The sequence below is a fragment of the Halobaculum roseum genome (assembly GCF_019880245.1).
Taxonomy (GTDB): Archaea; Halobacteriota; Halobacteria; order Halobacteriales; family Haloferacaceae; genus Halobaculum; species Halobaculum roseum.
On the sequence record NZ_CP082286.1, the window covers coordinates 2,821,498 to 2,844,728 of the forward strand.

Sequence of the window (23,231 nt, forward strand, 5' to 3'; positions counted from 1 at the left end):
ATGCTCCTCCCGCGTGAGAAGAGGGGCCTGTCTCGAGTCTCGGACTACCGTCCGAACAGCCGGTCGCGCAGGCTCCGCCGGGTCGGGCGCTCGGCCAGCAGCACCGAGCAGTCGACCTCGTTGACGACGTCGAGCGCGAGCGCCCCGCTGACCAGTCGCGAGAGCATCCCGCGCTCGGTCGCCCCGATGACGACCAGCGAGGCGTCCTCGGCGTGTCGTCCGATCGCCTCCTCGACGTCGCCCGATTCGACCAGCAGTTCGGCGTCGCCGAGGCCGTGATCGTTGGCCCACGCGGACAGGAACTCCTTGCCGTCGCCAACGTCGTCGGCGACGTGGAGCAGCCGGATCTCCGAGCCGAACGCGTCCCGGAGGGCGACGGCGATCTCCGCGGAGAGGTCCGAATCCGGCCCGCCCGCCGTGGGGACGAGGACGCGCTCGGGGTCGAACCCGCGGTCCTTCAGGACGAGGAAGTCACACGGGAGGTCTCTGGTGAGCTCGTCCATCCGCCCCTCGACGCGGCCGGGCGCGCCGTGGCCCTCCGGTCCCCAGCCCATCACGACGAGGTCGGCCTCGTGGGTGCGGGCGGCGTCGAACACCTCCTCGAAGGACCGGTGGGAGACGATAGTGCTCGTCTCGACCGGGACGCCGAGGTCCTCGGCGTCGACGCGCGCGCGTTCGAGGAGTTCGTCGCTCCCCTCGTCGAACTTGCGGACGTTGTCCGCGGCGTACTCGAGGGAGGTCTGGTCGGGCACCGAGACGATGTGGACGGCCTCGACGCTGCCGCCGCGCTCGCGCGCGATGTTCGCGGCGAGCTCGATGAGCGTTCCCTCGTTGGCGGGGTTCGCCAGCGGCACCATCACGCGGTACTCCCCGCCGTCGGGGGCGACCGCGTCGGCCGCGTCGACTGCGGCGTCGGGCATCCGATCCGCGCGCGAGCGGACGAACTCCGAGAGCGCACCCTCGCTTTCCGTTCGCGAGCGGGCGTACCCGAAGTACCACAGCAGCGCGAACCCGACGAAGGCCCCGCCGATGGCGATCACGCGCAGGTCAATGAACGCGATGAGCGCCAGGGAGGCGACGGTGCCCAACACCGGAACGGCGGGGTACAGCGGGACGGTGTAGCTCGGCTCGTACCCCTCGACGTTCGCCTCGCGGAACACGATCAGCGCCACGTTGAGCAGGGCGTAGATGACGAGGTGGAGCACCGACCCGAGCGTCGCGAGCGTGTTCACGTCCGCGAGGACGATGAACAGGAGGATGAGCGCGCCCGTGATGGCGATCGAGCGGTAGGGCGTCCCGAACCGGGGGTGGATCTCGTTGAGGTTCGGGGAGACCAGACGATCCCGCCCCATCGCGAAGTTGATCCGCGAGGACGCCAGGATCGAGGCGTTCGCCGAGGAGGCGGTCGCCAGCAGCCCGCCGATCAGCATCGCGATCGCCCCCGCGGGCCCGAGGACGATCCGCGCCACCTCGACGACGGCGATCTGGCCGTCGGGGATGGCCGCGATGAACCCCTGCTCGACGGCGGCGCTCATCACGATCAACACGAGCGCGTAGATCACGGTCACGATGACGACCGACCCGATCACCGCACGCGGGAGGTTCCGACCGGGGTCTTTGATCTCCTCGGCGACGGAGGTGATCTGGACGAACCCCAGATACGAGACGAAGATGAGCCCGGTCGTCGTGAGCATCGGCTCCAACCCGGTTCCCTCGGCGACGTTCGCCGGATCCGCGCGCAGCGTGCCCGCGATCGTGAACACCGTGAGGATGAGGACCAAGAGTACGACGATCACGTTCTGGAGGCGACCGGTCTCCTTGGCGCCCACGTAGTTGACGAGGACGAACAGCGCCGCGCCCGTGAGCGCGACGGCTTTCACCCCGACGGGGATCGCGATCCCGATAGCCGGAACGGCGATCGACCCGCCGGAGATGTTGACGACGTACTCGCCGAACCCGACCATGTAGAACGCGGAGGCGAACGCCAGCCCCATCCAGTTGGCCCACCCGGCGACGGAGCCGAACATCGGGCCCAGCGCCTGATTCACGTAGTAGTAGGCGCCCCCCGAGACCGGCATGGCCGTCCCCAGTTCGGAGGCCGAAAACGCCGTCAGGATCGCGATGGCGCCGCCGAGCACGAACGAGATCACGGCGAACGACCCGGCCTCGCTGATCGCCTCCCCCGGGAGGACGAAGATCCCGGCGCCGATCATCGTTCCGACGCCGATGGTCAGCGCCGCCAGCGGCCCCAGGTCCTTCGCGAGCTCCTCGTCGCCGCTCATTCGTCCTCCGGCGACCCGTCGTCGCCCTCGGCGTCGCCGCCGGCCCGGTGCGGCAGGCTCACGACCGGACGGTCGGCCTCGGTGATCAGCCGCATCGCCACGTCGCCCGTGAGCATCCGCACGAACCGCCCGCCGTCGCGGGGCGTGAACACGATCGCCGTCGCGTCGACGTCGCCGGCGACCGCGAGGATCCCGTCCACCACGTCGGTGGCGTACGCGATCTCGCGGTCGACGGTCACGTCGGGCATCGCGGCGTCGAAGGTGTCGAACGCCTCCTGGGCGGCCGCCTCACGCTGCTCGACGCCCGCCTTGTCCGGGGCGCCGCCGGCCTTCTCGACGACGTACACGAGCGTCACGTCGCCCGCGTCGGCGCCGTGGGCCGCGAACGCGGCGGCCGTGTCGGCCGCGTCCGCCTCGGAGGCGACGGGGACGACGACCCGCGAGAGCAGGCCGTTCATCGGCGTGCACCCCCGTCGGGAGCGTCGAGTTCGGCGAAAGCGGGGTCGCGTCGGCCGGGCGGCCGACGCGGGTCGCCGACGGTCGCACCGCTGGGACGTATGTCGGTCATGTACCGTCGGTCGGACCCGATCGGAGTAAACGCTTCCCCTCGCCGCCGACGATCCGGTACCCGGCGGCCTTATGTTCCCGCCCCGGTTCCCCCCCGGTTCTCTTGCGGCCCCCTCCGGCTCCGTTCCGGCCGCCCCGTCAGCGAACGTCCTCGAGCGACACGGCCGCGTCGGCGTCGACGGTGATCCACGTCGTCTCCAGCGTCTCCGGGTCGTAGACGGTCACCGAACTCGGGTCCGACCCGTCGTCGAAGAGGTATCGGAGCCCGAACTCGGGGAGATCCTCGAGTGCGGCTGCCTCCCGGAGCTGCGGCAGATCGTCGCTCGCGTGCATGCCAGTACGTCACACGTTCCGGTATATGACAGTGCGGTTCGGATTATCGCGCGCGAGAACCAGTGGCGGTTGCGGGAGCTGTCGCCGTGGCCGTCGTCGCGATCGGTCGGCTGCCCGTTCGCCCCGGGTTCCCTACGCCCGGTCCACGTCCGTCCGGTTCCAGTACTGTCGCACCCGCAGCCCCACGAACAGGACGACCGCGACGGCGATCACGCCCAACTGTGGATGCGTGCCCATGTCTCGATAGATCCGGATCAGCCGTATCCACGGCGCCACCTCGTCGGCCGATGACACCGGAACCGGGAACAGCGGGTACAACAGAAAGCGCGCGGTCCACAGGTCGCCCGCGAGCAGGAAGCGGTACGTGTCGCCTATCAGGTGGCTCAGATAGCCGATCGAGAACGCCCCGGGCGTGACGGCCCGCAGGCGCTCGGGCCACGTGTCTACGGCCCAGCGCCCGGACAGGCGTCGCGCGATCCACCAGACGGCGAGGGAACACGCGGCGAACGCGAACAGCGAGTGCGCCAGCGACCGACCGTACGAGAGGACCTCGACGTACGCGAGCGGCTTGTCGACCAGGTCCGGGAACTGACTGCCGACCGCGAGCGGGACCAGCGCGGCGCGTGCGGGCAGCCGGTGTCTCCCGACGGCCCCGTAGCACGCATACCAGAGGTACGCGAACGCGAGATGCCCCAGCGGTAACACGATGGGAGACAGGCGATGCGTCCCGATAAGCGGGACGATCGCGTCCGTTCTCCCGGCGAACGGGTGCGGGTCGACGGTGCGAGACGGAACTCGAAGGATCGGCGACCGGCGAGCCGGCGTCGGTCGGTTCGGCGGTCGATCCCGGTTCGATTCAGTCGCTGCCGAACATCTGGCGCATCATCGGGTGCATCTCCATGAGCTGCTCCTCGGCGATCTCCTCGTACAGCTTGTAGGTGATCGACACCGTCAGCAGCAGCCCCGTCCCGGAGACGCCTCCGAGCGTACCCAGCATGTTCGCAAGCACCGCGAGCAGGCCGACGAGCGCGCCGCCGATGACGGTGACCTGCGGAATGTACCGCTCCATCACCTTCTCGATGACCTGCGGGTTCTTCCGGAAGCCGGGGATCTGCATCCCCGAGTTCTGGATCTGCTGGGCGGTCGACTCCGGCCCCATGCCGGTCGTCTCGACCCAGAACACCGCGAAGATGGCGCCGCCGATGATCATGAACGTGAGGTCGACGAGCACGCGGAGGACGATCTGCCAGGGTTCGGCGCTCACGGTGAACGCCCCGGAGAACCACATCCAATCCGAGCGCGTCTGGATCGGCGCGAGATAATAGAACAGCCCGCTCACGGGCTGTCCCTGCGAATAGACGCCGACGAACGCCGGGAGCGTCATGTAGTTGTTGAGGATCTGCCCGAGGAACTGGATGTTCGCCTGCAGCGCGCGAACGAGGATCATCGGGAGGACGGACGCGTAGATGAGCTTCACGGGGAAGCGACCCCGGGCGCCCTTGACGCGGGCGTGGCTCAGCGGGATCTCGACGCGCACGGACTCGGTGTACACGACGACCGCGAAGATGAGCACCGTGGTGAACAGCGCGAGGATGTTCCCGGGGTCGAACAGCAGCGACTGGACGAACGGGTCCAGCTCGACGCTGCCGGTGATGATCCCGTACCACGCGGGGAAGAAGCCGGTCACCTGCGTGCCCAGCGCGGGCACGGCGAACAGCCCGGCGACGAGCTGCTGGCTCACGCCCGCGATGATGAACAGGCCGATCCCGGAGCCGACGCCCCACTTGGAGATGACCTCGTCCATGAACAGGATGAGGACGCCGCCGACGAAGATCTGCGCGAACAGTACCGTTCGCATGCCGCCGCCGCCGATGCCCAGCGACGCCGCGAGCTGACTGTCCACCGGGAGGTAGTTGCCGGCGAACACCATCGGCAGGCCCGTCAGACAGATCATCACGACGACGAGTAGCTTCTGGAGCCCCTGGTACAGCACCTGGTCGCGGGGGTCGTCGGTGTCGAGGCCGAGCAGGTCGGCGCCCCCGAGCAGTTGGAGGACGATGGACGCCGTGACGATCGGCCCGATACCGAGCTGTAGGATCGACCCCTGCGAACCGGCGAGGATCGACCGGAAGCGACCGTAGAAGTCGCCCCCGGCGCCGCCGGTGGCGAGTCCGAACATCGTGATATTGGTGAGGAAGAAGTACATCACGAGGATGCCGGCCGTCCAGGCGAGCTTCCGTTTGAAGGGCACGTGCCCCTCCGGACGCTCGACCGTCGGCATCCGCGTGAGTACGGGTTCCGCGGTCTCTTTCCAACCCATATATCGTGCACCTGGTCGGCCGGCACACCTTAACGCTTCGATCAGGTCCGCGGCCGCAACGCGCCGTGAGGCGCCGACGCCGGCCGATCCCGGTCCGTTCGACGGGGGCGATCGTGCTCGGGTTGACGCGGGCGACGACGCGGTCGGCGCGGCCGCCAGCCGTCGCTCGGGGCGTCGGGACGCGTCGTGTGAAGAAGTGTGCGGCGAACCGCGGAATCCGACCGCGGCGTTCGTCGACGGGGCCGATTACTCGTCGTCGCTGTCGGCGTCGGACTGCTCCTCGGACGCCTCGGCGTCGGCCTGCGCCTGCTCGGCGCGGTCGGTCAGCTCCGCGGAGCCGCCGGCCTCCTCGATGAGGCGGCGGGCCTCCGCGGTGAACGCGTCGGCCGTGACGTGCAGCTCCCCGCGGACCTGCCCGCCGCCGAGCACCTTCACCACGTCGACCTCGTGACCGTCCTCGGCCACGTCGCGGGCGTCGAGGGCGTAGCCGTCGCCCTCCTCCTCGGCGAGGTCGTCGGCCGCCAGGAGGGCGGCGTCCTCGTCCAGCTTCTGGACGGAGACCTCGACGACCTCGTCCTGCACGCCCTGCGGGCGCTTGAAGCCGTACTTGCCGAGCGGACCGTACAGCTGCCGTTCGTGCTTCTTGCGGCCGGCCGCGCCGCGACCGCCCCGGTGACCGGCGCCGCGCCGGTTCTTGTGGGAGCCGCCGCCGTGCGTGCGCGAGCCGCGCTGGCGTCGCTTCTTGTTCGTCATTATCGCATCGCCTCCAGGAGGGTGTCGATGTCGTCGTGACGACCGAGCGCGCCGCCGTTCTTCACGGCGTGCTTGATGCCGTCGTGGCCGCCGCGCGGGGCGTGCAGGCGGAGGACCGGGGAGAGACCCTGCTCGCGCAGCGTCGTCTCCTCCTCGACCAGCGCCGCCGAAAGCGACTCGACGTCCTCGTAGTCGGTGTTGTCGGCGACCCACTCGTCGTCGACGTCGGCGTCGCCCTCGAGGGGCTCGCCGCGCCGCTCGATGAGCATCGCGACCGTCTCGGTCTCGGGCTCGCCGAACGCGACGAAGTCGTTCACCTTCGCGATCATCCCCTCGTAGGTGTCCTCCTCGGGCACCAGCGCGCAGTGGTTGATCGCGTGGATGTTGAGCATCTTCAGGGTGTCGCGCTGCCCGGCGGACATGTCGATCTCGCCGCGCAGTTGGACGACCGCCTGCATCAGCGCTCACCCTCCGCTTCGCGCTGGACGCGCCGCGCCCGGTCGGGCGTGCGCGCCTGCGAGGCGTTTCGCAGGGCGTTGAACGTCGCCTTCGCGAGGTTGACCGTCGTCCGCGTGTTCCCGTTCGAGGAGGTCCAGGCGTCCTGGACCCCCGCGAGCTCGAGGATGTTGCGGACGGTCGGCGCCGCCGCGAGCCCGAGCCCCTGCGGGGCGGGCTTGATCTCGACCTCGACGGAGCCGGCCTTGCCGGTGGCCGTCCGGGTCAGGGAGTTGACTCCGCCGGCGGAGTCCTCCCACGAGCCCGAGCCGCGGTCGACCTTGATCATGTTCAGCTTGGCGACCTCGATGGCCTTCTGGATCGCGCCGCCGACCTGGTCGTCGCGGCCCTCGGCGTAGCCGAGGTAGCCGTCGCCGTTGCCGATGGCGACGACACAGCGGAACTTCACCCGGCGACCGGAGTCGGTCATGCGCTGGACCATGTTGATGTCCAGCACCTCGTCCTCCAGGTCCGGGAGGAGCTGGTCGACCAACTGGTGCTCCTTCAGCGGGAGCCCCGAGTTGAGCGCCTGCTCCATCGAGGTGATGTCGCCCTCCTGTACCTTCCGGCCGAGCCGCGTGCGCGGCTCCCATCCGCCGTTTCTACTCATTGTCGAATTCCTCCGTCAGGGTCTCCCGAACCTCGTCGAAGTGTTCGGGCAGGTCCGCCGCGTCGAACTCCCCGCTGTAGAGCGGCTCGTCGAGCTGCTCGTCGTAGGCGGCGATGTGCTCGCCGCGGTTGCGCGACCAGTCCGCGAGGACGCTCTCGTTGTGGGGGATCTCGAGCCCGGCGTCGATCGCTCCTTCCTGCACCGCGAACGCCTTGTTTCCGGGCGTGGCGGTGTTCAGGCCGATGTCGAGGACGGCCTCCTCGAGGCCCGCCTCGACCGCCCGCAGTCCCGCGAGATAGCCCGTCAGGTACGCGCTGGGGAGATTGGCCGTGGGGGCCTCCCAGCCGTACTCCGCGAGGTCCTCGCTGGATGCGGCCGCGTGTGTCTCGTCGCCGTTCGGCCCGGGGGAAACCAGCTGCGCCCTGACGTGCTTGTTCGACAGGCGCGCGACGAGGCGCGGCTTGCCGGATTTCAGCAGGCGCAACCTCTGGTGGTAGTCCGTCCGGACTTCGCGACGGCGACGCATCGGTACCTTGTAGCGTGGTCCGGTCGCCATCAGTCGTCCTCCAGTGTTACGTCGTAGTTGTTCACGATGTACGAGTCGAGTCGTCGCACGTCCTCGAAGGCGCCGCCGGAGGCCTTGTTGTACAGCTCGCGGTACTGCGAGCTGTCGAGGGGCCCGTCGTCGCGGAGCTCCTTGAGGCGTGCGCGCTGGGCGCGGATCCGCGAGATCCACTCGTCCTTCTGACTCTGACGGCCGCCGGCCTTCCCCTTGCGGGAGCCGGCGCCCGTGCGGTGGCCGTACGAGCGCTTCTCGTCGCGCTCGCGGGCCCGGCCGCGGGAGTTGCCCTTGGCCTCCTTCTCGCGGATGTTGCCCTGTTCGATCTGCTCGCGGATGTCCTCACGCGTGATCGCGTCCGCGAGCTCGTCCTGTGCCTCCGGGTTGAGCCACACGCGGCTCTTGCCGACGTCGAGTTCGTCGGCGGCGAGCCGGCGCTGTGCTGCCAGGTCGCTCATTCTTCAACCTCCACTTCGACGTAGGTCGGGTTGAGGACGCGGATCTCGCGGTCCTCACACTCGTCCTCGATCGCCTCGCGCTTGCGGCCGCCGACCGACGAGGCGATCCGAACCGCCTGGGTCGCCGGGTCGACGCCCTCGAGGTCGTCCGTGTTGAACACGCGGACCTCCTCGAAGCCGCTCGGGTGCAGGCCGCGGGCGGCCGTCGGCGAGCGGAAGCCCGCCTCGACCTTCGGGCCCTTGCCCTTGATGCCGCGGCGCTGCTTCGACAGCTGGCCGCGCGGGCGGCGCCACGAGGTTGGGACGCGCTTCTTCTTGTGGTAGTCCTGCCGGTTGAACTGCGGCTTGCCCTCGCGGAGCTTCTTGGCGAGCGCGCGGGCGCGCTCGTCGTCGAGCTCGGGCGTCTTGTCCGCGTGACCGCGCGGGCGAAGCTCGGTCTCGACGTCCTCCTCGGCCTCCTCCTCGTCGGGTTCGGCCTCGGACTCGTCCTCCTCGATCTCCGCGTCGGCCTCCTCGTCGACCTCGAGCCCGCCCACGTCCGCCTTGATGCGGGCGGCGAGGGCGTTCCCGACGCCGTCGACGTCCGCGAGCTCGGACTGGGAGGCCGCCTTCACGTCCTCGACGGTCTCGTAGCCGGCCTCGCGGAGCGCGTCGGCCTTTGACGGGCCGACGCCGGAGATGTCCTCGAGCGAATCCACGTCGTCGCTCATTTAGACATCACCCGTGGGTTTGCGCGTGATGTACACGCCGTCCTGGAAGATGCGCGTGTCCTTGTCGGTCACGCGGGTGAGCTGTTCGATGCTGGCGGCCGTCTGTCCGACGTCCTCCTTGGACGGGCCGGTCAAGACGAGCTCCTCGCCGTCGATCTGTACGTCGGTGTCGCCGCGGATCGACGCGCGGCGGGGTGCCGTCTCCCCGAGGAAGTTCGTGATGACGACCTCGTCGCCCTCCACGTCCACGTCCATCGGGAAGTGGGCGTAGAAGACCTCCATCTCGTACTCCCATCCCTCCGTGACCCCGTGGATCATGTTGTCCACGTGGCTCGCGAAGGTACCGACGGTCGCGTTCGTCTGGCGGTCGGCGTCGTCCGGGTACGCGATGACGACGGCGTCGTCCTCCGCGGAGACGCTCACGTCCGGGTACCACAGGCGGCGCGTCACCGAGCCGTTCGGCCCCTCGATCGTGAGATCGAGGTGGTCGAGGTCGGCGGAGACGTCCTCGGGTAGTTCGATTGTTCGTTCTGTCATTGTCAGTAGACGTATGCGATCACCTGGCCACCGATGCCCTCCTCGCGGGCCTCGTAGTGGCTCATGACGCCGTGACTCGTGGTCACGATGAGTGCGCCGTAGTCGCGCGCCGGGAGGAATCGCTTCTCCCACTTCTCGTAGCCGTCCGCGGCCACGGAGTAGCGCGGCTTGACGGCGCCGCACTCGTTGATGGCGCCTTTCAGTTCGACCTCGAACGTTCCCGCTCGGCCGTCGTCCACGAACTCGAAGCCGTCGACGTAGCCGTTGTCGTACAGCACCTCGAGCGTGGAGCCGATGATGTTCGAGGCGGGCTGGACCGTGTATTCCAGATGACCGACGTCCTCGGCGTTGTCGAGGCCTGCGAGAGCGTCGGAGAGGGGGTCGTTACCTGCCATTGTTATCGGTACTTCCGGAAGCCCATGTCGCGGGCGACCTCGCGGAAACACTGGCGACAGAGGTTGATGTCGTACTTGCCGACGAGCCCCTGCTTGCGCTCGCAGCGCCGGCACTCGGCCTCCTGGCCGGTGCGCTTTGCGGCGTGCTCGCCCGTTTCCTCGGGTCCGGTCGTTTCTGTGTCTGCGTCGCTCATGCTGTGACCTCCACGTCGAACTCGCGTTCGAGGAACGCGACGGCGTCGTCGACGTCCATCCGGTGACCGGTCGGGATCGACCGGGTGACCTTGTCCCGCTTGGAGACGCGGTACCCGGGTCGCGTGATGGTCACGGTGACGTCGAGTCCGTAGATGCCGATCTGCGGGTCGTACTCCTGACTCGGGAACTCCGTGTGCTCGGCCACGCCGAAGCTCACGTTGCCCGTGTCGTCGAACTGCGAGGCCGAGAGGTCGGCCAGCTCCAGCGCGGTCTCGAGGAACTCGTCGGCGTCCTCGCCGCGCAGGGTGACCTTCGCCCCGATGGGGTCGCCGGGTCGGATGTCGAACTCGCCGATGGCGCGCTTGGCCGTCGTGCGAACCGTCTCCTGTCCGGTGATCTCCTCGAGGATCTCCTCGCCGTTGGCGAGCTCGCGACCGCCCTGACCGACGCCCATGTGGACGACGACCTTCTCGATGCGCGGTTCGCGCATCTCGTGGAAGTCAGCGTCAGCCTCGCTCATTCGTCATCACCCACGAAGTTCTCGTCGATAACGACGACGTACTCCTCGACCGTCTCGAAGCCGTCGTCCTCGCCGTCCTCCTGACTGACCGAGACCGCGTTGTCGCCGGAGCCGGCGGTGACGGTGATCTCGTCGATCTCGCCGATATCGCCGGCGTGCGCGCCGGCGACGGCGGTGACGAGCGCGCCCTCCTCGTAGGGGAAGTGCGCGACGACCTCCTTGGTGTCGTTGTCGACGACCAGCGAGTCGCCGCCGGCGTAGCTCCCGTCCTCGCTCACGAGGGTCGTCCCGTCGTGGAGCGTGTACTGGAAGTCGCCGCCGGCGACCTGGGTCTTGCCCGCGACCTTCCCCAGGCGCGAGGAGGCGGCCTCCTCGTCGATGGGCGTCAGCGAGAGCCGACCGCCCTCGCCGGGGAACACGCGGTAGTACTCCTCGCGCTCGGCGAAGGCCAGGATGTCGAACATCCCGACCGGACGGGCCTCGTCGGACACCGCCTTGCCGTTGACGAGCACGGATCCGTGATCGAGCGCGTAGCGCGCCTCCTTCCGGGAGTCGACGTACCCGAGCACGTCCCGAAGGACGATGAGCAGGGGCACGCCGGACTCGCCGTGCGGGCCCGCGCCCGCCTTCACGGTGAACGTCTCCTCTTTCCGCTCGATCGGCCACGAGTTCGGGGCCGACAGTCGCTTCTGGTGGTTACTCATGTTATGCAGCCTCCTCGTCGGACTCCAGACGCGCCTCCCGGCGGTCGTCCTCGAGGTCCAGGTCGACGACGCGCACGTTCGAGGTGTCGAGCGGGCGCGGGGTCTCCTCCCCGTCGGCCTTCTCGACGGTGACGTCCTCGACGTGGATCGCAGACTCGCGGAGATCCACGGCGAGCACCTCACCCTCCTCGCCCGCGAAGTCGCCGCGCATGACCTCGACGGTGTCGCCCGCGTTGACGCGGACGTTCCGCTGGCCGTACTCCTCCCGGAGCTCCTCCGAGAGGGTGGCGCGGACGAACTTCTGCCGCTCGTGGAGCGGCGCGTCTCGGGTCCGTGTGCGCTGTTTGTGCGGTTGTTCGCTCATACGATCTGAGTCGCGGTGGATGCGATGCTCCCGAAGCGTTCGGCGACCTCGCGCGCGATGGGACCCTTGATCTCGGTCCCGCGCGGCTCCTCCATGTCGTCGATAACGACGGCGGCGTTGTCCGCGAACTTCACGCGGGTGCCGTTCGGTCGACGGATGGATTTGCGCTGGCGGACGATGACGGCCTCCAGCACCTGGCGCCGCATCTCCGGCGTCCCCTTGGTCACCGAGACGGTGACCTTGTCGGCGACGCCCGCTTTGGGGTGGCGATTCTTCGTGCCCGAGTAGCCCGAGACGGAGATGACCTTCAGCTCACGCGCGCCGGTGTTGTCGGCGCACGCGATCAGCGAGCCCTTCTCGAGGCCCTGCGTGACGTCGGCCTTGAGGGCCTCCATCAGGCATCACCGTCCGTGTCGAGCTGCTCGACCACGACGTGACTCTTCGTCTTCGACAGCGGCCGCGTCTCGGCGATGCGGACCTCGTCCCCCTCCTCGACGTCGAGGCAGGGCGACAGGTGCGCCGGCACGCGGCTTCGTCGTTTCATGTACCGGTCGTACTTCGGCACGAATACGTCGTATTCGCGCTCGACGACGACCGTCTTGTCCATCGATGTGGAGGCGACCGTCCCCTCGAGCGTCTGTCCGCGCACGGAAAGCGATCCGTGGAACGGGCAGTTCTCGTCGGAGCAGGCTTCCTCCGGTTCTGTTACGTTCAGTCCGATTGCCATTAGTGATCACCCGCACGTTCCGTGCGGAAGGCGGGTCGTGAGAGCAGTCTGGCCCCATCCACCGTAACGGAGACCGCGTCCTCGCAACCGTCCGACTGACCGGTTCTGACGCCGGTAGTATCGTACTGCCCGCGCTTCCCGGCCAGTGTGGGGAAGTCGGGCGACGGAAGTTCGAACGCGGACCCGGGGGCCTTGCGGTCCCCCGCGGCTTCATCTATGGGCTCGGTGTGACGGCGGCCCACGCCGTCTCCCGATTCCTGCGCGGAGAGGACGAACCGGAACGTCGTCCCCTCCTTCGGCACCTGCTTGTCCCCCCGAGCGGTGCGCACCGTGAGGGTGCGCATGCTTTCGGACACGACGACGCCGGCGAGCCCGACGTGGGCGTCGCTGGCGGCGGCGACCACCCTGACGGGGAGGCCGCGGAGTTCGTGTCGCGTGAGCGTCTCGGGGGTCAGTGCCATGTTATTCGTCGGTGTCGTCCAGGTCGCCTTCCTCGCGCTGGATCGTCTTGATCCGCGCGATCGTGCGCTTCAGCTCGCCGACGCGGCCCGGGTTCTCCGGGGCGCCGCCGGCCGCCTGCACGGCCTTCGCGTTGAGGAGTTCGGTCTCGAGCTCCTCCAGCTCGGCCTCGCGCTCGGCGGGCGTCATGTCGCGGATCTCCTGGGTGTGAAGGATCGCCATCGGTTACTCCTCCCCCTCGTCGTCCGCGTCCGCTTCGTCCTCTTCCATCTCCGCGACGAGGTCCTCGGCCTCTGCCTCGACGTCCTCGTCGAGGTCGTCGAGCTCGGGCTCCTCCTCCTCGGGCTCGGCCGTCTCGGCCGCGTCGCCGTCGGCGGTCTCGTCGGCCTCGATGACCTCCTCGACGACCTCCTCGTCGATGACCTCCTCGGGTTCGCCCTCGGGGATCTCCGGCTCCTCGAAGTCGCCCTCGGCCTCGTCGGCCTCCGGGACCTCCTCGTCGTCAACGTCGGCCAGCAGGTCCTCGACGCCCTCGTCGGACGCGGCGGCCTGCTCGACCTCGGGCGCGTCGGCGTCGTCGGCGATCTCGAAGTCGTCGGGCAGCTCCGCGCCCGGCGGGATGATCTTGACGGTGACGCCGATGGTGCCGAGCTTCATGACCGCGACGCCCTGACCCTCGTCGACGACGTCCTCGGCGGGCTCGCCGTTGTGCTTGATGTAGCCGCGGTTGAACTTCTCCACGCGCGAGCGGGCGCCAGTGACCTTCCCGGAGAGGACGATCTCGGCGCCCAGCGCGCCCGCGTCCATGATCCGGTCGATCGTGGTGTGGCCCGCACGGCGGAAGTACCAGCCGCGCTCGAGGGCGTTCGCGAGACGGTCCGCGACGATCTTCGCGTTGAGGTCGGGTTCGTCGACCTCCTGCACGTCGATCTGCGGGTCGTCCATGTCGAAGCGCTCCTCGAGCTCGGTGGTCACCTTGCGGATGTTCTTCCCGCCCTTGCCGATCACCATGCCGGGCTTCTCGGCCTTGAGCACGATCTGGGTGCCCATGGGCGTCTTCGCGACCTCCATCCCGCCGTAGCCGGCGCGACCGAGCTCGTCCTCGAAGAACTCGTTGATCTGGCTCCGCTGGAGCCCGTCCTCGATGAACTGGTGCTCGTCCGCCATGTTATTCGTCCTCCTCGATGATCATTTCGACGTCCACTTGCGGGGTGTTCCAGGCGCTCGCGCGACCCATCGCTCGGGGCTTGCGGCCCTGCTGCTCGCCGACCTTGTGGGCGGCGACGTGTTTGATCGTCATCGACTCGCCGTCGAACCCCTGCTCGTCGGCGTTGTGTTTGACGTTCTCAAGGAGCTTTAGGAAGTCCTTGGAGGCCTTCTCGGGGGAGCGGCCGGCGTCCCAGCCGTCGATGTCCGAACGGTGACCGACGCCGGAGTTGTGCTTGCGGAACGGGACGGAGCGCTCCCCGTCGATGACCGCATGCAGGTACTCCTCGGCGTCGGCGACCGTCTCGCCCTTCAGTTCGCGGGCGATGGCCTTGCTGTGCTTGAAGCTGATCTGCCGCTCGCGGAGCATCCCCTTGGCGGTGGTCTCCGGGTCGGCGTCGACGCTGTAGCTGATTCCCATTGTTACTTGAGGGGCACGAACTTCGAGGACCGGGTCGCGCCGATGCCGGCCTGACCGTGTTCCACGGAGTTGCGAGTCAGGTTGAACTCGCCCAGGTAGTGCCCGATCATCTCGGGCTCCACCTTGACGCGCTCGAAGTGACTTCCGTCGTACACCTCGAACGTGAGGCCGACGAACGACGGCAGGATCGGCATGTCCCGGACGTGCGTCCGGATCGGGTCGTTCGCCGTCTCCTCTTCCGTGGCGTCCTCGGCGCTCTCCAGCAGCTTCCGCTGCTGGATCCCGAGTCCTCGGTCGATGGTTCGCCGCGCGCGGGCGGGAAGCAGTGCTTTGACCTCGTCGAGCTCCATTGCCTGCAGCTCGTCGAGCGTGTGGCCGCGGTAGGTGAACTCACCCTCGCGACCGGTGCGGTATTCCGAACTCATGGTTTAGTTGTCCCCTCCGCGGCCAGTCCGCTTGGAGGCGATGTCGCCGACCTTCCGTCCCGGCGGGGCGTTCCGCGAAACGGACTTCGGCTGTCCGGGGTGCTGGCGGCCGCCGCCACCGAACGGGTGGTCGACGGCGTTCATCGCGACGCCACGGACGCGCGGGTACTTCGTCCCGCGACTCCGCATCTTGTGGTACTTCTTTCCGGCCTTCACGAACGGCTTCTCCGTGCGACCGCCGCCCGCGACCACGCCGATGGTCGCGCGACAGTCGGGGTTGAGCCGCTTGACCTCCCCGGAGGGGAGCTGGACGACCGCGACGTCGCGGTCGTGGGTGAGCAGCGTCGCGTTGACGCCTGAGGCGCGGGCGAACTTACCGCCGTCGCCGGGCTTGGACTCGACGTTGCACACCGGAACCCCCTCGGGGATCTCCGCGATGGGGAGCGTGTTGCCGGGCTTGATCTCCGCGGAGACGCCGACCGACAGCGTCTCGCCGACCGTGATGCCCTCGGGGGCGAGCACGAGGCGGCGGTCGCCGTCCTCGAACTCGACGTCCGCGAGCGGGGCCGAGCGGGCGGGGTCGTGCTCGATGCCGACGACCTCGCCGTGGACGGTGTCCGCCTCGTCCTCCGCGATCTTCTTGTGCTGTTTGTCCGATTTGTACCGGTGCGACGGGGCTCGGAACGTCGAGCCGCCGCGACCGCGTCGTTGTCCTTGAATTCTGCGTCCCATTATCAGAACACCCCGATGCGGGAGGCGACTTCCTGCGCGTCGCTGTCCTCGTCGAGTTCGACGGTCGCCTTCTTCGTCCCCTGCGGGGTCACCTGCGTCCGGACCGACTCGACGCCGACGTCGAACTGCGCGGCGACGGCGTCGGCGATCTCGGGCTTGGCGGCGTCCACGTCGACGATGAACTGGAGCTTGTTCTGGAAGTCCATCTCGTCCATCGCCTTCTCGGTGACGAGCGGGTGGTGGATGACGGAACTCATCGCTCGGCCACCTCCTCCAGCGCGCTCTCGGTGAAGACCGTCAGGCGACCGGCGTGCGTGCCGGGCGCCAGGTCCTCGACGCTCACCTCGCGGCCGGTCGCCACGTCGGCGCCGGCGAGATTGCGCGCCGCCTTCGACGGCTCCTCGCCGGTGACGAACAGGACCGACTTCGGCTCCTGAGTCTTGCGCCCGCGGGTCGTGCCGCGGCCGGCGCGGATCGAGCGCCCCTCGTCGGCGCGCTCGATGTCGTCGGCGATTCCGACGGCCTCGAGGAAGGAGACGACCTCCTTCGTCTTCACGAGGTCCTCGAACTCGTCGGAGACGACGAGCGGGAGCTCGGTGTCCTCGTCGAAGGCGTGGCCGCGCTCGGCGACCAGCTCGGCGTCGGCGGTGGCCGCGATGGCCGACCGCGTCGCGAGCTTGCGCTCCTTGTCGTTCACCTTCTTGGTCTGGTCCTTCTCGGCCTTCGGCGGGTGGGCCTTGCGACCCTTGACGGTCTGCGGGACGCGGCGACCCTGCCCGTTCTGTCGGGGCACGTGGGCCATGCCGCGGCCGGAGCCGAACGACTCCGCGGGTGTGCGGAGGCCGGCGAACTCGTCGGCGCCGTACGCCTGTTTCCGGTTTGCCTGCGCGGCGACGACGGACCGCCGGATCAGATCCGAGCGGAACTCCGTCTCGAAGACGTCGGGGAGGTCGACCTCGCCCGCCTCGTCGCCGTTCAGGTCTCGTACTGTTGCCTTCATTATCCTTGGTTCGATGCGGTGGAGACGTAGCGCACCTCGGGATCGAGGCGCGGCTGGTCGTTCGGCCGGATGGCCGGGCGGAACCGCAGGAGGCGCTTGGAGGGACCCGGCAGCGAGCCCTTCACGAGCGCGTAGTGGCCGTCCACCTCGCCGTAGCCCTTGAAGCCGCCCTCGACGGAGGCGTCGTCGCCCTCGCCGAAGTCGATGAGCCGCTTGTTGAGCTCCGTGCGCTGGTGGTAGCCGGTCTGTCCCTGCTGGGGGACGGTCGAGCGAACGCGCGAGGGGTTCCACGGGCCGAGGTTACCGATCCGGCGCCGCCAGCCCTGTCGCGCGTGCTTGCCCTTCCGCTTCTGGACGCCCCAGCGCTTGACGGGGCCCTGGGTGCCCTTCCCCTTCGTGACGCCGGAGACGTCGGTGTACTCGCCCGCGCGGAAGACGTCGCCGAACTCGTGTTCGCCGCCGTCCTCCAGCAGGTCGAGCCCGTAGTCGAGGCGCTCCCCGAGGGAGCCGCCGCCGACACGTGTCTCCATCACGTCGGGCTTCTTCTTGGGGACGTTCGAGAGCGCGGCCGGCTCGGTGTGGGTGATGAACCGGAGGTCGTCGACGACGCCGTCGTCGACCAGTTCGCGCAGCTCCTCGGCGTCCTCCTCGAAGGTGTTCTCCGCCGGCAGGTCGAGCGTGCGGTCGAGCTCCTCGTGGAACTCGGTGGCCCACACTTCGGTGACCGGCTTCTGTCCGTACGGCGTGTCCTCGTAGGCTCGCAGGGCGGCCGCCCGCATGGGGGGCACCTCCACGACCGTCACGGGAACGGACTCCTCCATCCCCTCGCGCGGGGAGTCGGATTCGTCGTTCACCATGACGACGTGGGTCATGCCCGCCTTGTAGCCCGCGAAGCCCTGGACGGCGGCGGCGCCGTCGTCCTCGGGCCACGAGCGGATGCGGGGGACTTCGCTGCTCGCGCGCTTGCGCGGGCCGAAGCCCAGCGAACCCTTGCGTGGTCTGCTTGGTTGTGGCATTGTGTTTGGCTTACTCCGTGAGTGTGAGCGGCGAGAGCGCGGCGAAGATCGCCTCTTCGGTCCGCACCACCTCGCTGCCCTGTCGCGGAATCGCGTTCAGCCAGAGGTCGAACCCCGAGCCGTCCGTGGCGTCGGGGTCGACCGGGACATCCTCGGTGTCCATGCCGAGGATGGCCGGGAGCCCCCTGCCGGGCGAGCCGAACGCGACGGCGACGTGTGTGTCGCGCATGCGTGCACGCACGTCGGCCAGGCCGGACACGGACAGTTCGCGTCCGTGTCGCGACGTGGCGACGGCGAGTTCGGCGTCGGCGAGGGCGTCCTCCAAGGCCGCGCCCGTCACCCGAAACCCCGGTGCGGGGTCGTCGGTGAGGCGGGCACGGACCGGTTCTCTCGAAGAGACCCTGACGGTGACGCGCTCCCCCTCCACGTACTCCCGTCCGGGAGACGCGTGTAGGGAGATCGGGTGTTGCGTTCCGCAATTGACCCGAACGCGGCCTTCAGGTCCGACCTCGGTCACGATTCCCTCTCGTAGTTCCGACCCGTCGGGGCCGGAGCGAGCGGGCCGCATCGGCGGGAGCACGCCGGCGTGCCGGAGTTCCTCGCGTTTTCCCCACACCTCCCGACGGAGGTAGGAGGGGGTCGCGCAGTACTCCAGCACGGTTCGGACGTACTCGCCGCCTCTGCGGCGTTCGCCTTCCCGGTCCGGGAAGACGACCAACCGGTCCGCCCGGAAGACCGTCGCCGCGCGGGCGACGTAACCGAGTTTTCGCGTGGCCTCGCGGCCGTCCTCGGCCTCCCGGACGAGCGACGACGGAACGAGCACGTCGAGCGTCGTTCCGTTCATTGTCGCTGCACCGGACTGTACTCCGTTGATCCTCAGCCGCGGCGTAAAAGGGTGTTGAATCACGTCCCCCGCCGTCACGCCGTCACACACCCGTCCGCGGGCGTTTCACGTGTGAACCACTCCCGTACCAGACGCCGTCACACGGGTGCGATCGCACCCCACGATACGTTCCCGCACGGCGCCGTCGGAGGAACGGATTTATATACAACCCTGCCGTTAGTGGTGAATGCGCACCGGGAGAAAGCCACAGACGGCGCCCGGATGCAGGTACGCACTGGTAGTGTAGTGGTATCACGTGACCTTGCCATGGTCACAACCTGGGTTCAAATCCCAGCCAGTGCAGTTCTCTGCCGGCGACCGAACTCGCGAGGCGACGCCTCGCGAGTTCCGCCGGCCGTGTCTCTCCTCGATGGGATTTGAAGTAGACCGGACGCGCGCAGCGTAGCGAGCACGTCCGGGCGTGGTTCAAATCCCAGCCAGTGCAGTTCTGTCGCGACCACTCGACGAACGAGGCGCAGCCTCGCGAGTCAACGCGCGATCGCGTGCCACGCGATCGCCCGCGGGGCCAACGCTTATTCCACCCCCGCCGCATCCCCGAGTACCGATGGACGATCTAGACGATGTCTTCGTCGCGCAGGTGATGTCCGAGAGCCTCTACACCGTCACGCCCGACACGCTGGTCGAGGACGCGGCGAAGGGGATGATGGAGCGCGGGATCGGCTCGGTGATCGTCGTCGACGACGACGGGACCCTCCGCGGGATCCTCACCAACACCGACTTCGTGCAGATCGTCGCGGAGCGACAGCCGAAGGACCAGACCCCGGTCTCCGAGTACATGAGCACGGACCTGGTCACCGCCGACCCCGGCGACTCGCTGGCGGACGTGGCCGCGACGATGCTGGAGCACCGCTTCCACCACATGCCCGTTACGGACGGCGAAAGCGGCGTCGTCGGCGTCGTCTCGACGACCGACCTGACGGCGTACGTCTCGAACCTCCCCGCCTGAATCGCTACGCCGCGTCCCCGCTCGTGTCCTCGACGTCCTCGCCGGCGTCGCCGCCGTAGCCGACGGCGTTGGCCGTCTCGACGAGCGCGAGTCCGTCGAGCGAGCAGAGGTCGTCGACCGCCTCCTGGGGCAGGACCACCCGGTAGGAGTCGAACTGGAGGTCGCCGGTCACCTCGCCGTCGAGCGCCGCGACGGCCTCGCGAAAGCCGTCGGCGTCGCGGTCGCCGAGTTCGACGACGAGCGTCGCCGACTCGCCCGGAACGGGGTCCTCGCGCAGCCGCCTGACCGGATGGCTCACGTACACGGACTCCCGGAGGACCGCGGCGGTGTTGTGTGTTTCCCGTTGCCGTCGCGGTTCACCCCGCTGACAGCGCCGTCGCCCGCGCCGCACGCCGAGGGGGAAACCGATTTGCGTCCCGCCGCCGTCGGTTCGGTATGACCGTCATCGCGATGTTGAGCGTCGCGCCGGTCGTCGAGGGGAGCATGGCGGGCGAGGTCGCCGAGGCCGTGGACGCGCTCGACGAGTTCGACGTGGACTACGAGACGAACCCCATGGGAACCGTGATCGAGGCCGACGAGATCGAGGAAGTGATGGTCGCCGCGACGGCCGCGCACAACGCCGTCGACGGCGACCGCGTCTCCACGTTCCTCAAGATCGACGACAAGCGGACCCGTGACCGGCGCGCACGCGAGAAGGTCGACGCCGTCGAGCGCGAACTCGGCCGCCCGGCCCGGAGCGACCCGAATTAATAACTCAGTCGGATATAGTTACTAGAAACGAGCAGTCAAAGCCCGAGTGTTAGCAGTTGGGTTAATAACTAACGAGCCGTTACTCCGGGATAAGATGACTCACGACGACGCCGACGGCGGCCCGGACCGCCCCGGCGACCGTTCGATCCCGCCGGACGACGACCGGACGGCGGACGAGAACGCACACGACCGCACACATGACCGCGCTCACGGCGACGACGCCCCCGCCGCGGTCCGCGACGGCGACGAGTTCTCCCTCTCTGTCCCCGACATGGACTGCGCCTCCTGCGCGGCGAAAGTCGAGCGGAGCGTCTCCGATGTCGACGGGATCACCGAGGTGGACCCGTATCCGACCACCGGAACGCTGTCGGTCGCGACCGACGGCTCGACCGACCGCGACGCGGTCGCCGCGGCCGTCGAGTCGGCCGGCTACGCCGTCGAGGACGACCTCGAGTCGGTGACGCTGTCGGTGCCGGAGATGGACTGCGCCTCCTGCGCCGGGAAGGTCTCGGGCGCGCTGGAGGCCGTGGACGGCGTTCGCGACATCGACACTCACCCGACGACGGGGAAGGTGCTCCTCCGGTTCGACCCCGGGGCGACGACGCTCGCGGCGCTGACCTCGGCGGTCGAATCGGCCGGCTACGAGGTCGTCTCCACGTCGATGGACGGGGGCGGCGCCGGGGGCGACGGGGGGGAGCGTTCGGTCTGGCGGAGCCGTCGCGCGTACGCGACGTACCTCGCGGCGCTGTTCACCGGCGTCGGCCTCGTGCTCGCGAACCCCCTGGCGCCCGCTGGCGCCGGCCCGACGGTCGACCTCCTCGGCCGCGCGGTTCGCATCGGCGACCTCGCGTACCTCGCGGCCGTCGCCGTCGGCGGCGTCGCGGTCTTCCGCAACGGCTACTACTCGCTGCGCGGGCGTAGCCTCGACATCGACCTGCTGATGAGCGTCGCCATCCTCGGCGCCGTCGCCGCAGGGATCGGCTTCGACGAGCCGCTGTACTTCGAGGCGGCGACGCTGACGACGCTGTTCTCCGTCTCCGAGCTGCTGGAGGGGGCGGCGATGGACCGCGCGCGCGACTCCCTGCGCGAGCTGATGGAGCTGTCGCCGACGGAGGCGACCGTCGTCCGAAACGGAACCGAGGAGGTCGTCCCCGCCGACGCGGTCGAGGTGGGCGAGACCGTCGTCGTCCGGCCGGGCGAACGCGTTCCCCGCGACGGAACCGTCACCGACGGCGCCAGCGCGGTGAACCAGGCGCCCGTCACCGGCGAGTCCGTCCCCGTCGACAAGGCCCCCGGCGACGAGGTGTTCGCGGGTACCATCGTCGAGGGCGGCTACCTCGAAGTGGAGGTCACGACCGAGGCGGGCGAGGACACCCTCTCGCAGGTCGTCGACATGGTGGAGGCCGCCCAGGGCGAGCGGTCCGAGCGCGAGCAGTTCGTCGAGCGCTTCGCGAGCTACTACACGCCCGTCGTCGTCGCGTTCGCGCTCGTCGTCGCGCTCGGCCCGCCGCTGGCCGTCGGCGCGGCGTGGGACACCTACGTCCTCTACGGGCTCACGCTGCTCGTGCTCGCGTGCCCGTGCGCGTTCGTGATCTCGACGCCCGTCACGGTCGTCTCCGGCATCACTTCCGCCGCCCGCAACGGCGTGTTGATCAAGGGCGGCACCCACCTGGAGGCGATGGGCGACGTGGAGGCGGTCGCGTTCGACAAGACGGGCACCCTGACGAAGGGCGAGCTCACCGTCACCGACGTGATCCCGCTGGGCGACAACAGCGAGGACGACGTGCTTCGCTGTGCCCGCGGCCTCGAACTCCGGTCGGAGCATCCCATCGGCGACGCCATCGTCGACCGCGCCGAGGCGGCCGGCGTCGACGACCGCGCGGTCGACGACTTCGAGTCGGTCACCGGCAAGGGCGTGACCGCGACGCTCGACGGGACGCCCCACTACGCGGGCAAGCCCGGGCTGTTCTCGGATCTGGGCTTCGACCTCTCGCACGTCCACGCCGCCACCGACGGCGGCGTCGTCACCCGCACCTCCCGCGCCATCTGCGAGCGGAACAACTGCCTCGACCTGCTCTCGGATACGGTTCCGGAACTCCAGGCCGAGGGGAAAACTGTGGTTCTCGTCGGCACCGAGGAGGATCTGGAGGGCGTGATCGCCGTCGCCGACGAGGTGCGCCCCGAGGCGCACCGCACCGTCGAGCGCCTCCGCGAGGCGGGCGTTCACACCGTGATGCTCACCGGCGACAACGAGCGCACCGCCCGCGCGGTCGGCCGCGAGGTGGGTGTCGACGACGTGCGCGCCGAGCTGCTGCCCGACGAGAAGGTCGCCGCCGTCGAGGAGCTGCTCTCCGCACACGACGGCGTCGCGATGGTCGGCGACGGCGTCAACGACGCCCCCGCGCTGGCGACCGCCACGGTCGGCATCGCGATGGGCGCCGCCGGCACCGACACCGCCCTCGAAACCGCGGACGTGGCGCTGCTGGCGGACGACCTCTCGACGCTGCCGTACCTCCGGACGCTCGCCGAGCGTGCGAACGCGGTCATCCGACAGAACGTCTGGACCAGCCTCGCGGCGAAGGCGGCGCTGGCGGCGGCGGTCCCGTTCGGACTGGTCCCCATCTGGTTCGCGGTGCTCGCCGGCGACGCGGGCATGACCGTCGGCGTCACCGCGAACGCGAGCCGGCTGGCGCGCGTCTCGCCCGAGGACCCGGGATCGATCGACGGGCCGGAGACGCCCGACGGATCCGAACCGCCGACGGATCCGGAACCGGCGGCGGACCCGACCTCGCCGGCGGACGCCTGAACCCGGTCGCTCGCCCGACCGGAACGTATTCCGGACG

The 23,231-nt window shown here is 69.2% G+C and carries 33 protein-coding genes and 1 tRNA gene; 4 read left to right on the plus strand and 30 right to left on the minus strand.

What is annotated here, in order from left to right; translation table 11 throughout:
- Positions 1–44 precede the first annotated feature (44 nt).
- The 29 genes from K6T36_RS14420 to K6T36_RS14560 all read right to left on the minus strand — a co-directional run bounded on the left by K6T36_RS14420 (position 45) and on the right by K6T36_RS14560 (position 18,632).
- Positions 45–2,282 (minus strand): amino acid permease, encoded by a 2,238-nt coding sequence (locus K6T36_RS14420; RefSeq protein WP_222921890.1) that lies wholly within the window; start codon positions 2,280–2,282, stop codon positions 45–47.
- Positions 2,279–2,740, minus strand: coding sequence for a universal stress protein (locus K6T36_RS14425; protein ID WP_222921891.1), 462 nt, complete (start codon positions 2,738–2,740; stop codon positions 2,279–2,281). The genes K6T36_RS14420 and K6T36_RS14425 overlap by 4 nt, the downstream gene beginning before the upstream one ends.
- Before the next feature lie 247 nt (positions 2,741–2,987).
- Positions 2,988–3,182, minus strand: coding sequence for a DUF7511 domain-containing protein (locus K6T36_RS14430; protein ID WP_222923487.1), 195 nt, complete (start codon positions 3,180–3,182; stop codon positions 2,988–2,990).
- 132 nt (positions 3,183–3,314) lie between these two features.
- Complete coding sequence (locus K6T36_RS14435) at positions 3,315–3,887, minus strand: metal-dependent hydrolase (protein ID WP_222921892.1); 573 nt, start codon at positions 3,885–3,887, stop codon at positions 3,315–3,317.
- A gap of 151 nt (positions 3,888–4,038) precedes the next feature.
- Entirely contained in the window at positions 4,039–5,502 is a 1,464-nt protein-coding gene (secY, locus tag K6T36_RS14440; protein ID WP_222921893.1) for a preprotein translocase subunit SecY, read from the minus strand.
- A 246-nt stretch (positions 5,503–5,748) separates the two neighbouring features.
- On the minus strand, positions 5,749–6,255 hold the full coding sequence (locus K6T36_RS14445; RefSeq protein WP_222921894.1) for an uL15m family ribosomal protein: 507 nt from the start codon (positions 6,253–6,255) through the stop codon (positions 5,749–5,751).
- On the minus strand, positions 6,255–6,713 hold the full coding sequence (gene rpmD / locus K6T36_RS14450; protein ID WP_222921895.1) for a 50S ribosomal protein L30: 459 nt from the start codon (positions 6,711–6,713) through the stop codon (positions 6,255–6,257). Before rpmD ends, K6T36_RS14445 begins: the two co-directional genes overlap by 1 nt.
- Positions 6,713–7,360, minus strand: coding sequence for a 30S ribosomal protein S5 (locus K6T36_RS14455; protein WP_222921896.1), 648 nt, complete (start codon positions 7,358–7,360; stop codon positions 6,713–6,715). Before K6T36_RS14455 ends, rpmD begins: the two co-directional genes overlap by 1 nt.
- Positions 7,353–7,916: a 50S ribosomal protein L18 gene (locus tag K6T36_RS14460; RefSeq protein WP_222607275.1), complete on the minus strand. Its 564-nt coding sequence runs from the start codon at positions 7,914–7,916 to the stop codon at positions 7,353–7,355. Before K6T36_RS14460 ends, K6T36_RS14455 begins: the two co-directional genes overlap by 8 nt.
- Positions 7,916–8,377, minus strand: a complete 462-nt coding sequence (locus K6T36_RS14465) for a 50S ribosomal protein L19e (RefSeq protein ID WP_222607276.1) — start codon at positions 8,375–8,377, stop codon at positions 7,916–7,918. Before K6T36_RS14465 ends, K6T36_RS14460 begins: the two co-directional genes overlap by 1 nt.
- The gene (locus tag K6T36_RS14470) at positions 8,374–9,087 is read right to left on the minus strand and encodes a 50S ribosomal protein L32e (protein WP_222921897.1); all 714 of its coding nucleotides are present in this window, start codon (positions 9,085–9,087) and stop codon (positions 8,374–8,376) included. The genes K6T36_RS14465 and K6T36_RS14470 overlap by 4 nt, the downstream gene beginning before the upstream one ends.
- Positions 9,088–9,624 carry a 50S ribosomal protein L6 gene (locus tag K6T36_RS14475; RefSeq protein WP_222921898.1) on the minus strand — a complete coding sequence of 179 codons (537 nt, stop codon included), beginning with the start codon at positions 9,622–9,624 and terminating at the stop codon, positions 9,088–9,090.
- A gap of 2 nt (positions 9,625–9,626) precedes the next feature.
- On the minus strand, positions 9,627–10,019 hold the full coding sequence (locus K6T36_RS14480; protein ID WP_222607279.1) for a 30S ribosomal protein S8: 393 nt from the start codon (positions 10,017–10,019) through the stop codon (positions 9,627–9,629).
- 2 nt (positions 10,020–10,021) lie between these two features.
- Entirely contained in the window at positions 10,022–10,213 is a 192-nt protein-coding gene (locus K6T36_RS14485; protein WP_222921899.1) for a 30S ribosomal protein S14, read from the minus strand.
- Positions 10,210–10,734: a 50S ribosomal protein L5 gene (locus K6T36_RS14490; protein WP_222607281.1), complete on the minus strand. Its 525-nt coding sequence runs from the start codon at positions 10,732–10,734 to the stop codon at positions 10,210–10,212. Before K6T36_RS14490 ends, K6T36_RS14485 begins: the two co-directional genes overlap by 4 nt.
- Positions 10,731–11,438: a 30S ribosomal protein S4e gene (locus K6T36_RS14495; RefSeq protein ID WP_222921900.1), complete on the minus strand. Its 708-nt coding sequence runs from the start codon at positions 11,436–11,438 to the stop codon at positions 10,731–10,733. Before K6T36_RS14495 ends, K6T36_RS14490 begins: the two co-directional genes overlap by 4 nt.
- A 1-nt stretch (position 11,439) precedes the next feature.
- On the minus strand, positions 11,440–11,802 hold the full coding sequence (gene rplX, locus K6T36_RS14500) for a 50S ribosomal protein L24 (RefSeq protein WP_222921901.1): 363 nt from the start codon (positions 11,800–11,802) through the stop codon (positions 11,440–11,442).
- Positions 11,799–12,197 carry a 50S ribosomal protein L14 gene (locus K6T36_RS14505; protein WP_222607284.1) on the minus strand — a complete coding sequence of 133 codons (399 nt, stop codon included), beginning with the start codon at positions 12,195–12,197 and terminating at the stop codon, positions 11,799–11,801. The genes rplX and K6T36_RS14505 overlap by 4 nt, the downstream gene beginning before the upstream one ends.
- A complete protein-coding gene (locus tag K6T36_RS14510) occupies positions 12,197–12,529 on the minus strand; it encodes a 30S ribosomal protein S17 (protein ID WP_222607285.1) in 333 nt (110 codons plus the stop codon). Before K6T36_RS14510 ends, K6T36_RS14505 begins: the two co-directional genes overlap by 1 nt.
- Complete coding sequence (locus tag K6T36_RS14515; RefSeq protein ID WP_222921902.1) at positions 12,529–12,990, minus strand: ribonuclease P protein subunit; 462 nt, start codon at positions 12,988–12,990, stop codon at positions 12,529–12,531. Before K6T36_RS14515 ends, K6T36_RS14510 begins: the two co-directional genes overlap by 1 nt.
- 1 nt (position 12,991) lies before the next feature.
- Complete coding sequence (rpmC, locus tag K6T36_RS14520; RefSeq protein WP_222607287.1) at positions 12,992–13,210, minus strand: 50S ribosomal protein L29; 219 nt, start codon at positions 13,208–13,210, stop codon at positions 12,992–12,994.
- A gap of 3 nt (positions 13,211–13,213) precedes the next feature.
- Positions 13,214–14,155: a 30S ribosomal protein S3 gene (locus tag K6T36_RS14525; protein WP_222921903.1), complete on the minus strand. Its 942-nt coding sequence runs from the start codon at positions 14,153–14,155 to the stop codon at positions 13,214–13,216.
- A 1-nt stretch (position 14,156) separates the two neighbouring features.
- Positions 14,157–14,615, minus strand: coding sequence for a 50S ribosomal protein L22 (locus tag K6T36_RS14530; protein ID WP_222921904.1), 459 nt, complete (start codon positions 14,613–14,615; stop codon positions 14,157–14,159).
- 2 nt (positions 14,616–14,617) lie between these two features.
- The gene (locus K6T36_RS14535) at positions 14,618–15,040 is read right to left on the minus strand and encodes a 30S ribosomal protein S19 (protein ID WP_222921905.1); all 423 of its coding nucleotides are present in this window, start codon (positions 15,038–15,040) and stop codon (positions 14,618–14,620) included.
- 3 nt (positions 15,041–15,043) lie between these two features.
- On the minus strand, positions 15,044–15,772 hold the full coding sequence (locus K6T36_RS14540; RefSeq protein ID WP_222921906.1) for a 50S ribosomal protein L2: 729 nt from the start codon (positions 15,770–15,772) through the stop codon (positions 15,044–15,046).
- 2 nt (positions 15,773–15,774) lie between these two features.
- Positions 15,775–16,029: a 50S ribosomal protein L23 gene (locus K6T36_RS14545; protein ID WP_222921907.1), complete on the minus strand. Its 255-nt coding sequence runs from the start codon at positions 16,027–16,029 to the stop codon at positions 15,775–15,777.
- Entirely contained in the window at positions 16,026–16,772 is a 747-nt protein-coding gene (gene rpl4p, locus K6T36_RS14550) for a 50S ribosomal protein L4 (RefSeq protein ID WP_222921908.1), read from the minus strand. Before rpl4p ends, K6T36_RS14545 begins: the two co-directional genes overlap by 4 nt.
- Complete coding sequence (locus K6T36_RS14555) at positions 16,772–17,788, minus strand: 50S ribosomal protein L3 (RefSeq protein WP_222921909.1); 1,017 nt, start codon at positions 17,786–17,788, stop codon at positions 16,772–16,774. The genes rpl4p and K6T36_RS14555 overlap by 1 nt, the downstream gene beginning before the upstream one ends.
- A 10-nt stretch (positions 17,789–17,798) precedes the next feature.
- A complete protein-coding gene (locus tag K6T36_RS14560) occupies positions 17,799–18,632 on the minus strand; it encodes an RNA methyltransferase (protein ID WP_222921910.1) in 834 nt (277 codons plus the stop codon).
- Between the two features lie 271 nt (positions 18,633–18,903).
- Between K6T36_RS14560 and K6T36_RS14565 the strand changes: the two genes are divergently transcribed.
- Positions 18,904–18,974, plus strand: a tRNA-Gly gene (locus K6T36_RS14565).
- 262 nt (positions 18,975–19,236) lie between these two features.
- Entirely contained in the window at positions 19,237–19,638 is a 402-nt protein-coding gene (locus K6T36_RS14570) for a CBS domain-containing protein (RefSeq protein WP_222921911.1), read from the plus strand.
- Between the two features lie 4 nt (positions 19,639–19,642).
- Here K6T36_RS14570 and K6T36_RS14575 read toward each other — a convergent pair whose 3' ends face one another.
- Entirely contained in the window at positions 19,643–19,942 is a 300-nt protein-coding gene (locus tag K6T36_RS14575) for a hypothetical protein (protein ID WP_222921912.1), read from the minus strand.
- A 131-nt stretch (positions 19,943–20,073) separates the two neighbouring features.
- Between K6T36_RS14575 and K6T36_RS14580 the strand changes: the two genes are divergently transcribed.
- Both K6T36_RS14580 and K6T36_RS14585 read left to right on the plus strand, forming a co-directional pair.
- A complete protein-coding gene (locus K6T36_RS14580; RefSeq protein ID WP_222921913.1) occupies positions 20,074–20,388 on the plus strand; it encodes an MTH1187 family thiamine-binding protein in 315 nt (104 codons plus the stop codon).
- A gap of 94 nt (positions 20,389–20,482) precedes the next feature.
- Positions 20,483–23,194 (plus strand): heavy metal translocating P-type ATPase, encoded by a 2,712-nt coding sequence (locus tag K6T36_RS14585; RefSeq protein ID WP_222921914.1) that lies wholly within the window; start codon positions 20,483–20,485, stop codon positions 23,192–23,194.
- Positions 23,195–23,231: the final 37 nt, after the last annotated feature.

Excerpts from the sequence above, each read along its gene's own strand:
- K6T36_RS14460 (WP_222607275.1), bottom strand. The coding sequence starts at position 7,916 with ATGGCGACCGGACCACGCTACAAGGTACCGATGCGTCGCCGTCGCGAA.
- K6T36_RS14570 (WP_222921911.1), top strand. The coding sequence starts at position 19,237 with ATGGACGATCTAGACGATGTCTTCGTCGCGCAGGTGATGTCCGAGAGC.
- K6T36_RS14510 (WP_222607285.1), bottom strand. The coding sequence starts at position 12,529 with ATGGCAATCGGACTGAACGTAACAGAACCGGAGGAAGCCTGCTCCGAC.
- K6T36_RS14465 (WP_222607276.1), bottom strand. The coding sequence starts at position 8,377 with ATGAGCGACCTGGCAGCACAGCGCCGGCTCGCCGCCGACGAACTCGAC.
- K6T36_RS14425 (WP_222921891.1), bottom strand. The coding sequence starts at position 2,740 with ATGAACGGCCTGCTCTCGCGGGTCGTCGTCCCCGTCGCCTCCGAGGCG.
- K6T36_RS14505 (WP_222607284.1), bottom strand. The coding sequence starts at position 12,197 with ATGGAGGCCCTCAAGGCCGACGTCACGCAGGGCCTCGAGAAGGGCTCG.
- K6T36_RS14585 (WP_222921914.1), top strand. The coding sequence starts at position 20,483 with ATGACTCACGACGACGCCGACGGCGGCCCGGACCGCCCCGGCGACCGT.
- K6T36_RS14540 (WP_222921906.1), bottom strand. The coding sequence starts at position 15,772 with ATGGGACGCAGAATTCAAGGACAACGACGCGGTCGCGGCGGCTCGACG.
- K6T36_RS14580 (WP_222921913.1), top strand. The coding sequence starts at position 20,074 with ATGACCGTCATCGCGATGTTGAGCGTCGCGCCGGTCGTCGAGGGGAGC.
- K6T36_RS14545 (WP_222921907.1), bottom strand. The coding sequence starts at position 16,029 with ATGAGTTCCGTCATCCACCACCCGCTCGTCACCGAGAAGGCGATGGAC.
- K6T36_RS14515 (WP_222921902.1), bottom strand. The coding sequence starts at position 12,990 with ATGGCACTGACCCCCGAGACGCTCACGCGACACGAACTCCGCGGCCTC.
- K6T36_RS14525 (WP_222921903.1), bottom strand. The coding sequence starts at position 14,155 with ATGGCGGACGAGCACCAGTTCATCGAGGACGGGCTCCAGCGGAGCCAG.
- rpmD (WP_222921895.1), bottom strand. The coding sequence starts at position 6,713 with ATGCAGGCGGTCGTCCAACTGCGCGGCGAGATCGACATGTCCGCCGGG.
- K6T36_RS14455 (WP_222921896.1), bottom strand. The coding sequence starts at position 7,360 with ATGAGTAGAAACGGCGGATGGGAGCCGCGCACGCGGCTCGGCCGGAAG.
- K6T36_RS14420 (WP_222921890.1), bottom strand. The coding sequence starts at position 2,282 with ATGAGCGGCGACGAGGAGCTCGCGAAGGACCTGGGGCCGCTGGCGGCG.
- K6T36_RS14475 (WP_222921898.1), bottom strand. The coding sequence starts at position 9,624 with ATGACAGAACGAACAATCGAACTACCCGAGGACGTCTCCGCCGACCTC.
- K6T36_RS14530 (WP_222921904.1), bottom strand. The coding sequence starts at position 14,615 with ATGGGAATCAGCTACAGCGTCGACGCCGACCCGGAGACCACCGCCAAG.
- K6T36_RS14480 (WP_222607279.1), bottom strand. The coding sequence starts at position 10,019 with ATGGCAGGTAACGACCCCCTCTCCGACGCTCTCGCAGGCCTCGACAAC.
- K6T36_RS14470 (WP_222921897.1), bottom strand. The coding sequence starts at position 9,087 with ATGAGCGACGACGTGGATTCGCTCGAGGACATCTCCGGCGTCGGCCCG.
- K6T36_RS14555 (WP_222921909.1), bottom strand. The coding sequence starts at position 17,788 with ATGCCACAACCAAGCAGACCACGCAAGGGTTCGCTGGGCTTCGGCCCG.
- K6T36_RS14490 (WP_222607281.1), bottom strand. The coding sequence starts at position 10,734 with ATGAGCGAGGCTGACGCTGACTTCCACGAGATGCGCGAACCGCGCATC.
- secY (WP_222921893.1), bottom strand. The coding sequence starts at position 5,502 with ATGGGTTGGAAAGAGACCGCGGAACCCGTACTCACGCGGATGCCGACG.
- K6T36_RS14445 (WP_222921894.1), bottom strand. The coding sequence starts at position 6,255 with ATGACGAACAAGAAGCGACGCCAGCGCGGCTCGCGCACGCACGGCGGC.
- K6T36_RS14560 (WP_222921910.1), bottom strand. The coding sequence starts at position 18,632 with ATGAACGGAACGACGCTCGACGTGCTCGTTCCGTCGTCGCTCGTCCGG.
- rpl4p (WP_222921908.1), bottom strand. The coding sequence starts at position 16,772 with ATGAAGGCAACAGTACGAGACCTGAACGGCGACGAGGCGGGCGAGGTC.
- rpmC (WP_222607287.1), bottom strand. The coding sequence starts at position 13,210 with ATGGCGATCCTTCACACCCAGGAGATCCGCGACATGACGCCCGCCGAG.
- K6T36_RS14430 (WP_222923487.1), bottom strand. The coding sequence starts at position 3,182 with ATGCACGCGAGCGACGATCTGCCGCAGCTCCGGGAGGCAGCCGCACTC.
- K6T36_RS14535 (WP_222921905.1), bottom strand. The coding sequence starts at position 15,040 with ATGAGTTCGGAATACCGCACCGGTCGCGAGGGTGAGTTCACCTACCGC.
- rplX (WP_222921901.1), bottom strand. The coding sequence starts at position 11,802 with ATGAGCGAACAACCGCACAAACAGCGCACACGGACCCGAGACGCGCCG.
- K6T36_RS14495 (WP_222921900.1), bottom strand. The coding sequence starts at position 11,438 with ATGAGTAACCACCAGAAGCGACTGTCGGCCCCGAACTCGTGGCCGATC.
- K6T36_RS14485 (WP_222921899.1), bottom strand. The coding sequence starts at position 10,213 with ATGAGCGACGCAGACACAGAAACGACCGGACCCGAGGAAACGGGCGAG.